Annotated in this window: 17 protein-coding genes and 3 pseudogenes; 12 read left to right on the forward strand and 8 right to left on the reverse strand. The window is 69.3% G+C overall.

What is annotated here, in order from left to right; translation table 11 throughout:
- Nucleotides 1-262 precede the first annotated feature (262 nt).
- A pseudogene (locus ACZ7JA_RS28335) lies at nt 263-364 on the reverse strand (glycosyltransferase family 2 protein); the annotation flags it as partial.
- A 167-nt stretch (nt 365-531) separates the two neighbouring features.
- Complete coding sequence (locus ACZ7JA_RS28340; RefSeq protein ID WP_470811151.1) at nt 532-1,077, reverse strand: TetR/AcrR family transcriptional regulator; 546 nt, start codon at nt 1,075-1,077, stop codon at nt 532-534.
- A gap of 195 nt (nt 1,078-1,272) precedes the next feature.
- On the opposite strand from ACZ7JA_RS28340, the gene ACZ7JA_RS28345 reads away from it, so the two are divergent.
- The 10 genes from ACZ7JA_RS28345 to ACZ7JA_RS28390 all read left to right on the forward strand — a co-directional run bounded on the left by ACZ7JA_RS28345 (nt 1,273) and on the right by ACZ7JA_RS28390 (nt 8,384).
- Entirely contained in the window at nt 1,273-2,724 is a 1,452-nt protein-coding gene (locus ACZ7JA_RS28345; RefSeq protein ID WP_470811153.1) for an aldehyde dehydrogenase, read from the forward strand.
- A 355-nt stretch (nt 2,725-3,079) separates the two neighbouring features.
- The gene (locus ACZ7JA_RS28350) at nt 3,080-3,232 is read left to right on the forward strand and encodes a hypothetical protein (protein WP_450743649.1); all 153 of its coding nucleotides are present in this window, start codon (nt 3,080-3,082) and stop codon (nt 3,230-3,232) included.
- A 196-nt stretch (nt 3,233-3,428) separates the two neighbouring features.
- The gene (locus ACZ7JA_RS28355; protein ID WP_470811155.1) at nt 3,429-3,728 is read left to right on the forward strand and encodes a hypothetical protein; all 300 of its coding nucleotides are present in this window, start codon (nt 3,429-3,431) and stop codon (nt 3,726-3,728) included.
- Nucleotides 3,729-3,989: 261 nt separating this feature from the next.
- Nucleotides 3,990-4,337 (forward strand): YciI family protein, encoded by a 348-nt coding sequence (locus ACZ7JA_RS28360; RefSeq protein ID WP_389298631.1) that lies wholly within the window; start codon nt 3,990-3,992, stop codon nt 4,335-4,337.
- Nucleotides 4,334-5,638: an RNA polymerase sigma factor gene (locus ACZ7JA_RS28365; RefSeq protein WP_470811159.1), complete on the forward strand. Its 1,305-nt coding sequence runs from the start codon at nt 4,334-4,336 to the stop codon at nt 5,636-5,638. Before ACZ7JA_RS28360 ends, ACZ7JA_RS28365 begins: the two co-directional genes overlap by 4 nt.
- Nucleotides 5,639-5,809: 171 nt before the next feature.
- Nucleotides 5,810-6,415 (forward strand): dihydrofolate reductase family protein, encoded by a 606-nt coding sequence (locus ACZ7JA_RS28370; protein WP_470811161.1) that lies wholly within the window; start codon nt 5,810-5,812, stop codon nt 6,413-6,415.
- Nucleotides 6,416-6,941: 526 nt separating this feature from the next.
- Nucleotides 6,942-7,304, forward strand: coding sequence for a hypothetical protein (locus tag ACZ7JA_RS28375; RefSeq protein ID WP_470811163.1), 363 nt, complete (start codon nt 6,942-6,944; stop codon nt 7,302-7,304).
- Nucleotides 7,294-7,680, forward strand: coding sequence for an ATP-grasp domain-containing protein (locus ACZ7JA_RS28380; RefSeq protein WP_450750900.1), 387 nt, complete (start codon nt 7,294-7,296; stop codon nt 7,678-7,680). Before ACZ7JA_RS28375 ends, ACZ7JA_RS28380 begins: the two co-directional genes overlap by 11 nt.
- 120 nt (nt 7,681-7,800) lie before the next feature.
- Nucleotides 7,801-8,079, forward strand: coding sequence for a hypothetical protein (locus ACZ7JA_RS28385; RefSeq protein ID WP_351667000.1), 279 nt, complete (start codon nt 7,801-7,803; stop codon nt 8,077-8,079).
- Nucleotides 8,076-8,384: a hypothetical protein gene (locus ACZ7JA_RS28390; protein WP_470811166.1), complete on the forward strand. Its 309-nt coding sequence runs from the start codon at nt 8,076-8,078 to the stop codon at nt 8,382-8,384. The genes ACZ7JA_RS28385 and ACZ7JA_RS28390 overlap by 4 nt, the downstream gene beginning before the upstream one ends.
- A 113-nt stretch (nt 8,385-8,497) precedes the next feature.
- Here ACZ7JA_RS28390 and ACZ7JA_RS28395 read toward each other — a convergent pair whose 3' ends face one another.
- From ACZ7JA_RS28395 to ACZ7JA_RS28415, 5 genes and pseudogenes are all read right to left on the reverse strand, one after another.
- On the reverse strand, nt 8,498-8,779 hold the full coding sequence (locus ACZ7JA_RS28395) for a DUF6228 family protein (protein ID WP_470811168.1): 282 nt from the start codon (nt 8,777-8,779) through the stop codon (nt 8,498-8,500).
- A 566-nt stretch (nt 8,780-9,345) separates the two neighbouring features.
- A pseudogene (locus ACZ7JA_RS28400) lies at nt 9,346-9,675 on the reverse strand (transposase); the annotation flags it as partial.
- 291 nt (nt 9,676-9,966) lie between these two features.
- Nucleotides 9,967-10,827 carry an alpha/beta fold hydrolase gene (locus tag ACZ7JA_RS28405; RefSeq protein ID WP_351666994.1) on the reverse strand — a complete coding sequence of 287 codons (861 nt, stop codon included), beginning with the start codon at nt 10,825-10,827 and terminating at the stop codon, nt 9,967-9,969.
- Nucleotides 10,828-10,836: 9 nt separating this feature from the next.
- Complete coding sequence (locus ACZ7JA_RS28410) at nt 10,837-11,271, reverse strand: hypothetical protein (protein ID WP_351666992.1); 435 nt, start codon at nt 11,269-11,271, stop codon at nt 10,837-10,839.
- A 486-nt stretch (nt 11,272-11,757) separates the two neighbouring features.
- Nucleotides 11,758-11,885, reverse strand: a pseudogene (locus tag ACZ7JA_RS28415) (telomere-protecting terminal protein Tpg); the annotation flags it as partial.
- 140 nt (nt 11,886-12,025) lie between these two features.
- Between ACZ7JA_RS28415 and ACZ7JA_RS28420 the strand changes: the two are divergent.
- On the forward strand, nt 12,026-13,477 hold the full coding sequence (locus ACZ7JA_RS28420; protein ID WP_470811170.1) for an amino acid permease: 1,452 nt from the start codon (nt 12,026-12,028) through the stop codon (nt 13,475-13,477).
- Nucleotides 13,474-14,532, forward strand: a complete 1,059-nt coding sequence (gene dapE, locus ACZ7JA_RS28425) for a succinyl-diaminopimelate desuccinylase (protein ID WP_470811172.1) — start codon at nt 13,474-13,476, stop codon at nt 14,530-14,532. The genes ACZ7JA_RS28420 and dapE overlap by 4 nt, the downstream gene beginning before the upstream one ends.
- Here the strand turns inward: dapE and ACZ7JA_RS28430 are convergent.
- A complete protein-coding gene (locus ACZ7JA_RS28430) occupies nt 14,513-16,066 on the reverse strand; it encodes a PucR family transcriptional regulator (RefSeq protein ID WP_351666986.1) in 1,554 nt (517 codons plus the stop codon). The two genes, dapE and ACZ7JA_RS28430, sit on opposite strands and share 20 nt — an antisense overlap.
- Between the last annotated feature and the right edge of the window lie 78 nt (nt 16,067-16,144).

Genomic DNA, 16,144 nt, shown 5'->3' on the forward strand with positions numbered 1-16,144 from the left:
GTCTAGAGCCGGTCACCGATCAGGGCGCCGAACTGGGGTGTGCCGCATCGGTACAGGCCGCCGGGGGCGCGGAGCACGATCTCTCGTTCGGGGTTGCTCATGTGGGGGCTTCACATGCTGATGGCGGCGACAGTGACGTTGGCGGACAGGCGGGTGTCCGCGCCGACCAGGGGGCGGTTCACGCCGATCCGGTGGCCGAGGACGGTCCGTTCGCCGAGGAACGGGCGGGTGACTTCGCAGTTGAAGCCGACCGAGACACCCGCGACAGCCCGTGCCCGCCGCCCAGGAACGTCGTCACCAGCCCGCCCCGCACCGGATCCGTTGGGCGCAGGCGGGGAATGTGGCGGCGCTGGGTGCGGGCACGTCCATGCGGATGCTGGATCAGGTTGGCGGCTGTCACCGCCCCTGCTGTACTGCTCCACCCGCTCCGGCGACAGGGTTGCGGCTTCTGGCGAGTTGCTGCATCCGCAGGGCAATCCGCACGGCTGCCCAGAGGTCGCCTTGGGCCACTGCGGCCGGGCCGGTCGGTCGTCAGGTGGCGCCGAGGCCGCTGAGGAAGGTGCTGGCGATGAGGTCGGCGGCTTGCGGGGGATCCATGGCGGGGAACTTGTGGGCGGCCGTGTCGACGAGTTGGTCGAGGACCGCCCGCGCCCAGGCCGCGTCGGTGCCGGCGCGCAGGTAGCCCTCGTCGATGGTGCGGCGGACGAAGGAGTCGAGTCGGGCGCTCTGCTCCTGGCGTCGGATGCCGGCCTCGGGGTCCCTCTGCATCATGCGGCGCGTGTCGACGGGCCATTTACGGCTGACGGGGATGATCCCTTCCAGGTAGCGGTGGAGGGCGACCGGAACAGGGGCCTCGGTGAGGCGTGCCTCGTCCAGGACCTGTTCGGCGGAGTCGAGTTTGGCCTGGAAGACGGCACTGAGCAGCGCCTCGCGGCTGGAGAAGCGGCGGTGGACGGTGGTGCGGTCTACTCCGGCAGCGGCGGCGATGGCCGCCATCGAGGTGCCCGGGTCCTCGGCCAGCAACTGGGCCCCGGCTTGGAGCACAGCGGTGAGGTTGCGTGCGGCGTCAGCTCTCATGATGTTGAGATTCTACGCCCAGTCGTCACTTTCGACATGAAACACGGCGCGTGAGCGGCAACACAAGCCATAAGTGCATCTTTACTGTTGCAGTGAGGGGAAATTCCTCTACTGTGGAGTGGCAAGCCCGCGCGCTCCCCGCTCCCGCCTCCCCACCGCCCTCTCGCCCTTTCGCACAAAGGAACCGTGAAAGACATGACTGTTCGCGACAAGCTCTACATCGGCGGCGCATGGGTCGCGCCCAGCGACCCGAATCTGCGGATCGACATCCTTTCCCCGCACGACCAGTCCCTGCTGGGCAGCGCCGCACAGGCCGCGCCCGCTGACGTCGACGCCGCCGTCGCCGCGGCCCGCGCGGCCTTCGACGACGGGCTCTGGCCGCGCACCAGCCCTGAGGAACGACAGGGGATCGTCCGGCGCTACGACGCCCTGCGCGCTGCCCACGCCGACGAGGTCGCTCGGGCCATCTCCCTCGAGAACGGCTCGGCCGGCTGGTTCACCAGGGCCGGCCAGCCCTTCCTGACCCGCCAGGTGAAGGCGTACCTGAAGGCGGCCGAGGAGTTCGGCTGGGAGGAGATCATCGAGCCGTCCGACCCGTCGGTGTCCTTCGACACCATCATCCGACGGGAGGCGATCGGCGTGGTCGCCGCCGTCATCCCGTGGAACTCGCCGTTCTCCGCAGCCACTGCCAAGCTGGTCCCGGCCTTGCTGGCCGGAAACACCGTCGTCCTGAAGGTCTCCCCGGAGAATTCTCTCAGCATGATGCTGCTGGCGGACCTGTGGCACGAGGCTGGGCTTCCCGCGGGCGTGCTCAGCATCCTTCCCGCCGACCGCGAGACCAGCGAGTACCTCGTCTCTCACCCGGACGTCGACAAGATCGCCTTTACCGGCTCCACCCGCGCCGGTCGGCGCATCGCCTCCATCGCGGGCGAGCACCTCAAGCGGGTCAGCCTGGAGTTGGGCGGCAAGTCGGCCGCCCTGATCCTCGACGATGCCGACCTGGACGCCGCCGTCCAGGGCCTGCGATTCGGCTCCTTGGCGAACAACGGCGAGGCATGCATCCTCCAAACCCGCATCCTGGCCCCGCGCAGCCGCTACGAGGAGGTCGTCGCCGTTATCAAGGCCATGGTCGAATCGCTGAAGGTCGGCGACCCGTCCGCTCCGGACACCTTCATCGGCCCGATGATCCGCCCCGACCAGCAGCAGCGCGTCATCGACTACATCCACGTCGGCATAGCGGAGGGCGCCCGGCTGGTCACCGGCGGACCGCAGATCCCCGAAGACCTGAGGAAGGGCAACTACGTCACCCCGACTGTCTTCGCCGACGTCGACAACTCCATGCGCATCGCGCAGGAGGAGATCTTCGGCCCGGTTCTGTCCGTCATCGCCTACGACGACGAGGACGACGCCGTCCGCATCACGAACGACTCCGCCTACGGCCTGTCCGGCGGCATCTGGACCACCGACCCTGAGCGGGCCCTCGCCGTCGCCCGCCGACTGCGCACCGGCACGGTCACCCTGAACGGCTCCCCGATGAGCTTCGACGGTCCGTTCGGCGGCTACAAGGCGAGTGGCCTCGGCCGTGAATACGGCAAGGTCGGCTTGACCGGTTACATCGAGCACAAGACGATCACCCGCGGCCGGTAGTCGTAGTCGCCCATCCTGCGACACAAGCACGGCGCAGGCACAGCCCCTGCGGCCAGCGCCGCCCCGCCGCCCCGCCCGCACGAGCCCCTCCAGCGAGGTGGTGCCGCTGGTGGAACAGGACCGCGTCCGGTGGGACATCACCGCCCCGCCTCGCTCTGGCCGACGACCCCGGCGGTGCCATCGCAGGACGCCCACCTCTGTAACACCGGTCGACCGCCTGCCGCTCAAAGGGGTCGGTCGCTGACCGCGTGGCGGGTTAAGGCCGCGCAGTTCTTCCAGCAGGACGTCGGGCAGCGCGGCGCATTGGGCGTATTTGAGAATGTGTTCCGCGACGCCGGACAGTTTGATCGTTGGTGTGCTGGGAGACCTCCCGCAGCACCGCGAACCCGTCTGCCGCGCCACCTGCTCGTCCCGGCTGGGCACGCTGGTGTGGCTGCGGCCGTTGCTGGGCTGGGCGGGGCGGTCCGGGAAGCCAACGAAGCAGTACTCGGGCAGTTGGGGCGTTTAGTGGACTACTGCATGCCTGCCCGTGGCGCGCGTAAACATCGTAGGCGGGCGTCGGTGCCGTAGCTGTGGTGCTGTTCTCTTGCAGGACGTGGCGCAGCACGCGTGGGTTCACCCGCGATCGGCCGCCGGTGTTCGGCGGTCGAGGACTTCGCGGGAGCTGAAGTCTTCTCCCGCCGTGCGCGACGCCACCTCCGTTCGTGCCCACCAGCACGCCGCCGGGGCCCCACGGAGCCTCCGCCGGCACCGCCCAACTTCTCAAAAAGGTTCCAGCACTATCGGTTCCAGTACCGAAGGCGGTGAACCTGCGGCTCCTGGTAAGCAGTCGCGACATCCGGCACGTGATCCCGGTGAAGAAGAACCACAAGGCCGCCCGCCAGGGCCGGGGTTCGCGCGGCGGGCGGCCTTGCGATGTCGATGCGGAGCGGTACAACAAGCGCGCCACGGTGGAGCGGGCGATCAATAGGTTGAAGCAGTTCAGGGCCGTGGCCACGCGGTAGGACAAGCGCGGCTACGTCTGCCTGGGCGGCGCCACGGCAACGGCCCTCATGATCTGGCTGCGCACATGGGCGCGCCCCGGTTCCAGGGGCTGAGGAACGTCGGGACAAACCTCGCCATGCCAGGACCGACGCCTCTGAGCAGCAGAGGTACCGGGAGCCGGCCCGGGGGCATCTGAAAAACTTCAGCGAGGTCTGTCGAATTCGCGTCGCCCGTCCGACGTAGAGGCGTACCGACCAGACACACAGCCAGGGAGACCCGTGATGGCCCAGTACGCGATCCTCATCTTCGACAACCCCGCGGCCGGCGACTACACCCCCGACCAACAGGCGGCGAGCAAGCGGCACGCCGACGACCTCATCGACTCCGGCGCCATGATCACGGCTTACGCGCTGCAGTCCGCCGACACCGCCACCTCGTTGCGCGGTGATGTGGTCACCGACGGCCCCTTCATCGACTCCAAGGAGGTCATCGCCGGCGTCTGCATCATCGAGGCCCCCGACCTGGACGCCGCGCTGGAGCTGGCGCGGCGTAACCCCGCCGTCCAGTGGGGCCGCGGCGGTGTCGAGGTGCGGCCCGTCGCGGGCGGCATCCCGCCCATGGCCCGATGACGGCTGCGACCGACACAGGACAGGCGGTCGCCGACGCACACCGGCGCGAGTGGGCCTTCGTGCTCGCCGCGACAGTGCGCGTCGCCCGCGACCTGGACCTGGCCGAGGAGTGTGTACAGGAGGCGTACGCCGCGGCGCTGTCGGCCTGGGAACGCGACGGGATCCCGGACAGCCCCGCGGCGTGGCTGACCACTGCGGCCAAGCGCCGGGCGATGGACGCGATCCGCCGCGAGCGGACGTTCCGATCGAAGCTGCCGCTGCTGGTGGAGCCGGAAGAGGCCGTCGACGAGCTCGCCCTGGAAGAGCTGGGCGGACAGAAGGAGGATCAGGACTCGGAGGGTGTCGTCCCCGACGAACGGCTGCGGCTCATCTTCACCTGCTGCCATCCCGCGCTCGCGCAGGAGGCACAACTCGCGCTGACACTGCGGCTGGTGTGCGGACTGCCGACACCGGACGTCGCCCGGGCGCTGCTGGTGTCGGAACAGACGATGGCCGCCCGAATCACCCGGGCGAAGAAAAAGATCTCCGCCGCCCGCATCCCTTACCGGGTGCCGCGACCGGCGGAGCTACCGGACCGGCTGACGGCCGTGCTCGGCGTGATCCACCTGCTGTTCACCGCCGGGCACACCGCCCCATCAGGCCCCGCGCTCATGCGCACCGACCTGGCCGACCGCGCACTGCACATGACCCGCGCACTGCACATGACCCGCGCCCTGCACGACCTCATGCCCGACGAGCCCGAGGTCCGCGGGCTGCTGGCGCTGCTCCTGGTGACCGACGCCCGGCGCGCGACCCGGACCGGCGCCGACGGCCGGCTGCTGCGGCTTGAGGAGCAGGACCGCTCGCTGTGGGAACGTACCGCGCTGGCCGAGGCGCACGAGTTGATCGTGGCCGGGCTGCGCGGCGACCGCGCGGGACGCTATCTGCTGCAGGCGGCGATCGCCTCGCTGTACACCGAGGCACCGACGTACGAGGAGACGGACTGGCCACAGATCGTGGCCCTCTACGACAGGCTGCTGTCGCTATGGCCCTCACCGGTCGTCGCACTGAACCGGACGGTGCCGGTATCGATGGCCCACGGACCGGCGGTCGCGCTGGCGCAGGTCGAGGCGCTGGAGAAGGACGGCCGGCTATCCCGGTACCAGTACCTGCCGGCGGTCAAGGCGGACCTACTGCAGCGCCTCGGCCGGACAGACGAGGCGGCGGCCGCGTACCGGCAGGCGCTGGAGCTGACGGGCAACGAGGCGGAGCGCGCGTTCCTCACCGCGCGCCTCACCCGTCACCAGACCAGCCCCACCTGAGGAATGGCGCTGGTTGCCGTGAGTGGCTCCGCTTCAATCCTCCGCGCCGTTGCCGCCCTCCAGGCCGTGGCACGCGATTGGCAGCCGGCCGTCGCGGGCCCGGCGGCGCGGAACCGGCGATGAGTTTTGGGCGGGTGCGCGGTCTACCCACTTCGACGAAGGGAGCGCACCATGCGCGAGATCATCGTTTGCACGTTCCTGACGCTGGACGGCGTCATGCAGGCGCCTGGCGCTTCGGATGAGGATGCTGAGAGCGGATTCCAGCACGGCGGTTGGCAGAAACCCGTGTCTGACGACGAGGTCGGCAGGGCCGTTGCCGGGTGGTACGAGCACTCCGACGCGATGCTGCTCGGCCGCAAGACGTACGAGATCTTCGCGTCGTACTGGCCGACCGCCGATCCCGGCAACCCGTTCACGAGTCGGATGAACGGCATGCACAAGTACGTAGCGTCTCGGAGCTTGACGTCCGTCGAGTGGCAGAACTCCACGCTGCTGAAAGGGGACATCGTCGATGCCGTACGCAAGCTGAAGGAGTCCGACGGCGGCAACATCAATGTCGTCGGCAGCGGCGATCTCGCCCAGACCCTCATGCAGCACGGCCTCGTCGATGAATACCGGCTGACCATCCATCCAGTGATCATCGGCACCGGCAAGCGGCTGTTCGCCGACGGAGCGATCCCCACTGCACTGAAGCCGGTCAGTGTCTCGACGACAAAGAGCGGCACCATCCTCAGCGTCTACCGGCCTCACGGCGAGCCCGGCTACGACAGCTACTAGCGAGTCGAGGGCCTGTCCCCTGGCCCAGGACGGCAGCTGGCATCGCCTCTTCCGCCTATGAGCGGTGGCCTACCGTTCCGTCTCGTCTGCGCGGCCAACCGGGGGGACAGAGTTGGTGCCGCTCCGGGAGGTGGGCGGTGCGGCGGGCGGTGAAGCTTCGTGCAGGAGTCCGTGATCACCTTACGAGCCGTGGCCAACAGCTACCCCCCGGTCCGGTCGCCGTCGCTTGGCCACGGCACACCCGTCAGCGGCCGGGGAGCGCGCGCCGCTTGTGAGTGTTGAGGGCTTCGGCTCTCCCGGTCGGCTGGAGTGATCAGGTCCCGGGAGTGCTTGCGCTCGGGTACGCCTGGAGGGCATCGTCGAGGGTTTTTTGAGGGGTATGGGCAGGGGCTGACGGGTCTGGGCCCAGTCGGTGATCGCTTGGGTGATGGTGTGGAGCTTGATGTTGGCGAGCTGGAGGCCGCACGCAGGACGGTGAAACCGTCAGCTGGCCTGAGCTGGTGCAGGCAAACTGGGCGACGATGGCGTGAGAGACGACGGCCTGGCGGAGCTGGGCGACTTCCTCTTCGAGCTGTGTCACTTGCTCGTACAGTCTTTGATCAACCGATGCCGAGGGGCGCTCGCAGCGCCCGAGGGCGACTTGGACAGCGTCCTGACCTACGGAGAGTTGGCGGTGAGCGGCAGTCGCTCCCCTCGCCCTCGCGGCTCGCGACGAGCCACCTTCCACGCAATCGCCGCGACCTGCGGCATCGAGGTCGTCGCAAAGGCGGCAGCGCTGCGCTTCCCGCTCTTGATCAAACCTGCGGACGGATCAGGCAGCAAGGGCGTCACCCGCATCACCCGCTCTGACGACTTGCCCGACGCCGTCGCCTACGCCCGTGATCGCTGAGAAGTTCATCGAAGGCCGCCCACTAGCCATCGAGATCTTCAGTCATCGTCGCCGGGACCTTCGTCGTCTGGCGGCTGAGCACCGCTCAGTTGCCCTCGAGGACAAACAATCAACTCAAGGCCACCGTCGAACGGCTTTGTCGTGCCCTCGGCATTTCGATGGGCCGGCGAACTTCGACGCCGTCCTCGGCACGGATGGCCAGGAGCGTTTCATCGAGGCCAACGCACGTCTTGGCGGAAACGGCGTTCCGCGACTGCTCGCCGCCGCCTATGACGTGGACGTCGTGCGTGCACTCACGGCGCTCGCGCTCGGTGAGTCATCGGCCCGACCGCATCCCGCACAGCGAAACCAGCTGGCACTGGCGCTGACAGTATAGGGGTGGCGCAGGCGCTGCGATGCATATTCTCAGATCTTCGCGGTGATCGGCGAGGGATGAGTATCTTTCAGATACAGCGCGATTGGCTCGCTCTCATCGCACAGACCCAGGAGATACAACATGAGTGAACTCAGCCAGCGGCCGATAGTAGACCCGCGGGTGGCGGCGATACCACGCACGATCAACGCCATCGGCGACGCGCTCAGCCCCGGCAGGCGCATGGCCTTCTTCGCAGCCGTCGGCGGGGCGGAGCAGGGTGAGAGGCTGAACGACGTGATGAGCCTTTGGTGGATGGAAGCGATGTTCGAGGGAGTTCCCGGACGCGAACAGCGTCTGGCCAATACCGTCGCCGGTCGCGGGCTCGTCCCGCTGCCTGAAATCGTAGAGGAAGCCAGTTGAGCACAGACTCCATAGGCTGGACGGCTGTCACCGAGGCCACAGCGTCCCAGGTGTTGGCGCACATGCAGGCGTCGGGAGCGGCTCAACTGCAACAAACGATCGTTCGCTTCCTGCGGGCACTGGCTCTGGAAGTCGGGAGTGCGGTGGAAGTCGGCAAGACACCGCCAGGCCTTCCGATTGTTATCGACGGAATCGTATGGTATAGCATTCCTGTTCCCTGGGAGAACGTGTTCTTCAATTACAGCATCTACCCTGCCGAGCGGCAGATTCGCGTTTGTGACCTCATCTGGGTCTCGGTCCAATAATGCGTCTCGTGTGACGGGCGGTCAGGCCTTGCTGGAGACGCCGCGCTCCGTCCATGCCCGTCAGTCAGGGCCTTCCGCTCACCCTTTAGAGGTTGTCTCACGTGGTGGTGTAGCTACTCGACCGCACTCGTGAGAAATGTGTGGAACTCAGCGGCGAGGATTCGCATGTCCTCGCCGGCCGCATGAACGGTGGTGGTCTCGAAGTGCCACTCCTCGGACGGAGGCCGGTCGTGGATGCCCCACGTCAGGTGGACATAACCGCCCGGGCGGTGTTCCGCCGAGATCGTCAGGTCGCGTTCCAGGGAGCGCCAGGTGCGCGCTCCTTCCCAGCCGCGGAAGTCATCGGCCAGTGAGGAGAGGAAGGCGTCGAGGCCATCACCGTCCCACGTCCGCACCAGGGTCTCGATGCTTCCTGGACGAACTTCCTTGCATGGGGCGAGCTTGACTGGACCTCAGCGATCATCGACGCCGCGTCCGTCCGGGCGAAAAGGGGGTGCCTCAACCTGCTAGCGGGGCATCCCGAACGGCTGACCGCGCTGATTGCCGGCGGGGCACATGGCGGACGCGTCACAGCTGCTCCGGCGGCGGTTCAGCAGGAGGTCGGACTGATCCGCGCTCGGGGAACCGCTTCCTTCATCGAGATGCTGGAACGTCAAGGACCACTCCCGGCACCCCCGGCTACGGTCGATCCAGGACACCGCTGCTCGATCTCGGGCGCAACCTGCGCCGAACTGCCTGGCTGCGGGCACCTCGACGTATTCCTGCGTCTTGACCTATTCCTGCGTCTTGACCTCGCCCTGCCGGTGGTACGTCCGTTTCTCGCCGCGTACGCGGTTGGGTGAGCCGGTCAAGGCTTCTTCGGCGGCTGTCCTGCTCGACGTCATCCACGCCCCCTTGAATGCTGACTCGCGCCTGGCTGCCGGGGCGTCGTCTGCCGCCAGTCGACGCCAGCAGATCAGCGAGCATCCGAGGCTCCCACGACCCAGCGCTGGGCGCCCAAGCCGGAGCCGTGCCCGGTGCCCCGGCGGGCGATGAGCGGCTTCACACCCAGGTCCCAGATCAGTCGGCGGTACTTGTTGTGGTCGTAGCCTCGGTCTCCCAGCACTACGTCGGGGCGGCTCCGGGGCCGGCCTCGTGACGTCGTTGCGGTTGCCGCCGGTCAGCGTGACGGCGAGCGGGATGCCGGTGGCATCGGTGATCAGGTGATGCTTGCTGCCCGTCCTGCCCCGGTCAACGGGATTTCGTCCCGTCTTCAAGCCCCCTTGAACGCCCGGATGTGTGAGCCGTCGACCCCGCGAGATGTCCAAGAGGTTCGCGTTGCGGAGCTTGGCGTCTCCGCCTCACCGTCGCGGCCACAGGCCTCGCCGCCGATGGCGATCGTCTCAATGTGCTTCCTCGGGACTCAGAGGTAGTGCTGGCTGCGCCGCGGTGCCGGTTTCTCGTTGTCACCGGCGAGTTGGATGCCGAGGATGTGTTCGCACAGCCATCTAGGCGCCGGTGAGTTTGTCGAAGCCGAGTCGCTGTGCGTCAGTGGCACGCGTGCGACCGTGGGTGCGGGACACACGGACGTACGCCGTGGCCCTCAGGAGCCGGTTCGCTTCTCGATCCGCTCCAGGGCCTGCCCCAGGTATTGAGCGAAGCGCGGGTGGTTCTCGCTCATCGGGAAGTGGCCGATCTCCTTCATCTCGATGAACTCTGCTCCACGGATGGCCTCTGCGGTCCGGCGCCCGTCCTGGGGGGTGGTGAGGTAGTCGTACTCGCCGGTCAGCATGATCACGGGACACCGGTCGCCGTCGATGTCGTCCAGCCGGTCCCTCAGATCGTGGTCGACGGAGTAGAAGTACAGGTCGCCCTTGAACGCCTCCGATCCCTGGGTGTAGTAGAACCAGGTGGCCCAGCGGTCCTGCTCCGGGGACTGCGGTGCCATGAGGTCCCACACGCCGCTGGCGCACACTTGGGCGGCATTCGCGTGGGGATGCTGCCACCAGTCGAGGTAGAAGCCGGGTGAGTAGTCCGCGCCCTCGACGGGGATCACCGCTTTGAATCGGTCCGGGTGCCGCAGGGCGAGTTGCAGGGCCACGTTCCCCCCGAACGACGACCCCATGAAGATCGGGTCCTGCAGTTCGAGGGCGTCGCAGAAGGCGACGATGAAGGACGTGAAGTGGTCCGCTGTGAGTCGGTACTCCTCCTTCCACCACTCCTGATTCGACGGCGGGTCCGACTTGCCGTGCCGGGGGAGGTCGTAGGCGATCACCCGGTAGCGGCCGGTGATCTCCTCGTCCTCGAGGAGGCCCCGCCACTGGTGGTTGTGGCAGCCCGCGGTGTGCTGGCACACCAGAGGCGTGCCCTGCCCGTTCTCCAGGTAGAACACCTTGTAGTGTGCGTCCTCCACGTCGATGGTGACGTAGTGGCCGGTGACCGGAGAAATCCTGCCGCTGACCATGGGGAGCTCCTATGTCTCACGAGAGGATGGGGCGGGCCCGGTCTCGTCCGCCGGCCCGAGGGGGCCCGTGACGCGCAGCAGTTCCAGTTGCCGCGTCACGCAGCGCAGGTTTTGCATGAGCACGAGCAGGTCGCCCTCCAGGCGCATGCCCCGCCGGAACGTGGCCGCCCAGATGCCGTGGCACATCGGTGGAGGCGTCTGCTGGCAGAAGCCCTGCCATGTCTCCGCGTCCGCGCGGATCGCGAAGTCGTAGGCCGCCAATGGCTCGGGGTCGGTGATCAGTTCGTCCACCTTTCCTTTGTGCATCCGCACGAGGAACCGGTGCGGGTCCATGTCCAGCAGGAAGCTGCACGAGTAGTACGTGCCGTGGGCCTGCAGTTCCGGATCGTCGTCGCTCAGCCGGCGGAACTCCTCCGCCGCGTCGGTCGTCGTCGCTGATGTCATGTGCCACCTCGAGACGGGTCGTCGCTGCCGTACGCCGGGACGTCGCACCGGCACGGTGACGGCCGGTCGCCGGCCGGCGCGGCCGACGACCACTTCCCGGCCTCGCTCTTTCCAGCCTGGGCATTCTGTGAGCCGCCTGCAAGGCAGGGAGGAGGGGTTCAGGCGGCCCCTGAGCATCCGCTCGGCTGTCACGCCCAGCCGGCTGAGTCGTTTCTGTTACTAGGTTGCTGACCCGCCACTGCCGCGGCCGTCGTTCTCACCGTCGTGGCCGTCCGCGCTGCCGCTGATGGTGATCCTTTCGAGCGGTACGCACGTGTTCACCCTCAAGCGGCCGAAGCCGCGGCGGCGGCACTTGGCCGGTTGTGGGTGGCCAACATCGTCTGGCACAGGAAGCTGCGGATGTATCTGGATCTGACCCGGGCGGACCTGGGGCACGGGGAGTACGAGGATCTGTGGGGGACGGTCTACGCCATGGACCGCATGGCCCCACCTGCGGACCCCACACTCGAGGCGATCAGCGAGTTCCGGGCGGGGCTTTTGGTCTGGTTCTTCACATAGCGTTCGACGGTGCGCTGGCTGATGCCGAGCAGGTCGGCCACGCGCCGAGTGCTGCGCTGGTGCTGGCGGACGTGGACTGTTTTGGCCCTCTGCCCAATGTGCTCGCCGCACCTTTGGCCGATCCGTACAACCGTGGGTGTTCGCCCCTCCGCATCATCAAGGGCCAGACAAAACCCGGAGGCGGAGGAGCGGTGTGATGGGAAGTGTGGGGACCCGGCCATCGGCCGGACAGGAGAGAACACGTACCGGCCGGTTCACCCGGCGGCAGGCCATGGGAACGCTGGTCGGAGAAGCGGCGGCGAGCCCCCTGAAGCGGACCATGGGCGTCGCCCAGCTGACCCTGCTCAGCGTGGGGGCGACCCTCGGCACCGGCATCTTCGTGGTGCTCGGGCAGGCCGTGCCCGAGGCGGGGCCCGCCGTCGTCGTCTCCTTCGTCCTCGCCGGTGTCACCGCCCTGTTCTCGGCGCTGTCGTACGCCGAGCTGGCAGGCATGATCCCCGGCTCTGGATCGTCCTACAGCTACGCCTACGCCACCCTCGGGGAGCTGGTCGCCTGGGTGTGCGGGTGGTGTCTGATCCTGGAGTACGGGGTGTCGGTGGCCGCCGTCGCCGTGGGCTGGGGGCAGTACGTCAACGAGTTGCTGAGTCTCGTGTTCGGCATGACCCTTCCCGACTCGCTGAGCGCCCCGCCCGGCACGGGCGGCGTGCTCAACGTCCCGGCCGCCCTCATCGTCGTCCTCGCGATGGTGGTGCTGCTGCGCGGCGCGAGGGAGAGTGCCGTCGCCAACACCGTCATGGTCGCCGTCAAGATCGCCGCGCTCGTGCTGTTCTGCGCGGTCGCGTTCACCGCCTTCCGGGCCGGGAACTTCCATCCCCTCTTTCCTCTCGGCGCCGCCGGGATGAGTGCCGGAGCGGCCTCCCTCTTCTTCTCCTACATCGGCTTCGACGCGGCCTCCACGGCCGGCGAGGAGGCCCGAAACCCGCAGCGGGACCTGCCCCGCGCCATCATCCTGTCCCTCGTCCTCGTCACCGCCCTGTACGTGCTCGTCGCAGTCGCCGCGCTCGGCGCGATGCCCTGGAAGCAGTTCGCGGGGACGGAGGCGACGCTGAGCGAGGTACTGGTGCGGTCCGTCGGCGGTGGGAACCTGTGGCCGATCCTGCTGTCCATCGGGGCCGTGGTCGCCACCACCAGCGTGGTGCTGACCGTGCAGTACGGGCAGATCCGCATCCTGTTCGCCATGTCCCGGGACGGCCTCGTGCCCCCGCTGTTCTCCCGCGTCCACCCGCGCACCGGTGTGCCTCGGGCCAACACCGTGATCGTCTCTTCGTTCATCGCCGTCCTCGCCGCCCTCGTCCCGCTCGGCAGCCTCGCGGACGCCACCAGCATCGGCACACTCTTCGCGTTCATGCTGGTCAACCTGGCCGTCGTGCTGCTGCGTCGGCGCAGCCCCGATGCCCCGCGCTCCTTCCGGGTGCCGTTCACCCCGTTCACCCCGCTCATCGGGGTCTGCTTCTGCGTCTACATGCTGGGCAGCCTCGGCACCGACACCTGGGTGGCGTTCGGGGCGTGGATGGCGGCCGGGCTCGTGATCTACGGCCTCTACGGCATCCGGCACTCCAGGCTCGACCGGAAGCAGGACCTCGCATGACCCACTCCCTGGACCTCACCGCCAGCGTGGTCACCCTCACCCGCGCCCTGATCGACCTGCCGTCCGAGAGCGGCCGGGAGGCGGAACTGGCGGACGCCGTGGAGGCGGCCCTGCGGGCGCTGCCCCACCTCGCTGTGGGGCGGGTCGGCAACTCCGTCGTCGCCCGCACCGGTCTCGGCCGCCCCGAACGGGCACTGATCGCCGGGCATTTGGACACCGTCCCGGCCGCCGGGAACCTGCCGTCCCGGCTCGCCGACGGCAGCGTGCACGGGCTCGGCGCCTGCGACATGAAGGGCGGGGTCGCCGTGGCGTTGCGGCTGGCCGCCGGGATCCTGGAGCCGGTCCGCGACGTCACGTACGTCTTCTACGAGTGCGAGGAGGTCGAGGGCGACAGGAACGGGCTCGCCCGCATCGGCGCCGAGCGCCCGGCCCTGCTCGCCGACGCCGGCCTCGCGATCCTCATGGAACCGTCCGACGCCGGCGTCGAGGCCGGCTGCCAGGGCACCCTGACCGCCGACATCGTGGTCGAGGGCGCCCGCGCGCACACCGCCCGCGCCTGGCAGGGGGTGAACGCCGCGCACAAGGCAGCCCGGGTGCTGCAGCGGTTGGACGACCACACGCCCGAGCGGGTGGTGATGGACGGGTTGGAGTACCGGGAGGGGCTGAGCGCGGTCGCCGTGCGGGCCGGGGTCGCCGGGAACGTCGTGCCCGACGAGTGCGTCGTCACCGTCAACTGCCGCTTCGCACCGAGCCGTTCGGCCGAGGAGGCGGAGGCGTACGTGCGCGGGCTGTTCCCGGAGTACGAGGTCCGCGTCACCGAGGTCGTTGCGGGGGCCCCGCCCCACCTGGACCGGATCGGCGGGCTGGCCCGCGCGCTGGGCGCCGAGCCGAGGGCCAAGCTCGGGTGGACGGACGTGGCCCGCTTCGCCGCGCTCGGCGTGCCCGCACTCAACTACGGCCCGGGGGACCCGTCGCTCGCCCACACGGCCGCGGAGCACGTCCCCGTCGAGCATCTCGAGCGGTGCGAGAGCAGGCTTAGGGCGTGGCTGAGCTGAGCCCCGCGAGCGCCCTCAACTGAAGCCACAGCAGCAGTCGTTCGTCGGGGTCGTCCAGGTCGACCCCGGCGTGCTGCTGCAACTGCCGGAGGCGGTAGCGGCAGGTGTTGGGGTGCACGGCGAGGAGTCGCGCCGCGCCCGCCATGTCACAACCGGCGTCGAACCAGCAGACCAGCGTGCGGGCGTACTCCGTGCCGTGCTCGGCGTCGTACGCCAGCACCCGCCGCCACGCCCCCGCGTTCAACTCCCGGTGTTCGCTCATCACTTCGGCCAGACGCAGCAGCGTGACCCGGGGCCGGACCTCGTCCACGGTGGCCACCGGCAGCCGGGCGTCCAGCACTCGCAGCACCAGGTCGGCGTCCGCCCGCGAGCCGGGCAGCCCGGCCGCGCCCGGCACGACCTCGCCCAGCGCCGCCCGCACCGGCACGCGCAACGCCTGTCCGGCCCGAGCCACGATGTCCTCGGCCAGCTTCCTGTGCCGCTCGCCGGGACCGGGCAGTACGGCGTACACCACCCCGTCGAGCAGCACGCACGCGTGCCGTCCGTAGCGGGCCTCGCACTGCAGGCGCACGACGTCCAGCAGACGCAGCGCGGTGCGCTCGGCGTCCGGGACGCTCGCGGCGGAGTCCAGGACGAACGCGGCCGCCCGGGCCGGGCCGTCGACGCCCAGGCGGGCGGCGGCGGTCGCCGGGTCCGGTGCCGTGCCGTCCAGCAGGCGGCGCAGCAGGTCGCTGCCCCGGTGCCGGGCCAGCTCCCGGGCGGCACGCGCCCGCAGCAGGAGCAGCGCGGCCGTGGTGGCGCCCTGGGCAAGGGTGTCCTCCGCGTCCGGCGCGAGCGAGCCGCCGTCGACCACCCACACCGAGCCCAGCGTCTCCCCGCCGGCCCGTACCGGCATCGCCAGCCGGGGCAGGTCCGAGCCGGTCAGCGCGGGCAGCCGCAGCGGCCGGTCGGCGGCGAACAGGCGCCGGTACTGCTGGGTGTTGTCCTCGCTGGCCGGCACCTGGCGGCCGAGGATGCCCTGCCGGCGGTCCTCGTCCACCGGCTGGCCGGAGACCGTCGAGTAGGCGAGGATCCGCTGGCGTGCGTCCTCGACGGCGGTGGCGCCGCCGGTGGCCGTGGCGATGGCGTCGGCCAGCGCGAACAGGTCGCCGAGCCCCAGGTCGGCGGTGGCCGCGGCGGGCCGGGCGGCGATGGCGGAGGCCAGCAGCAGGTGGACATGGTGCCAGGCGGCGTCCTCGGCGACCGACAGCAGCGCCACGCCGTGGGCCTCGGCCTCCGCGACCGGGCCGTCGGCCCCCCGCACCACCACGCCGGTCAGCTCCGCCTGCGCGGCCGCCCGTAGCAACGGGCCCGCGTCCGCCGCCCGTGTCCCGACCGCCAACAGCAGCGCTCCGGGCAGCCGGGGGAGCGGGGTGTGACCGTCGTAGAGCAGGACCTCGGTGACCGGCGCTCCGCAACCGGCCGGGGCGGTGTGCAGGCGCAGGGTGGGGCCGCCGACGACGTCCAGAAGATCGCCGAGGGTGCAGGCGTCCATGGCGGGTCCTTGGCGAGGCGATTGGCTGATCGTGAAACGACAGTACGCATCTGTTGGCTGTTCCCACAACACCGCGGG

The sequence above is a fragment of the Streptomyces sp. NPDC038135 genome (genome assembly GCF_055601245.1).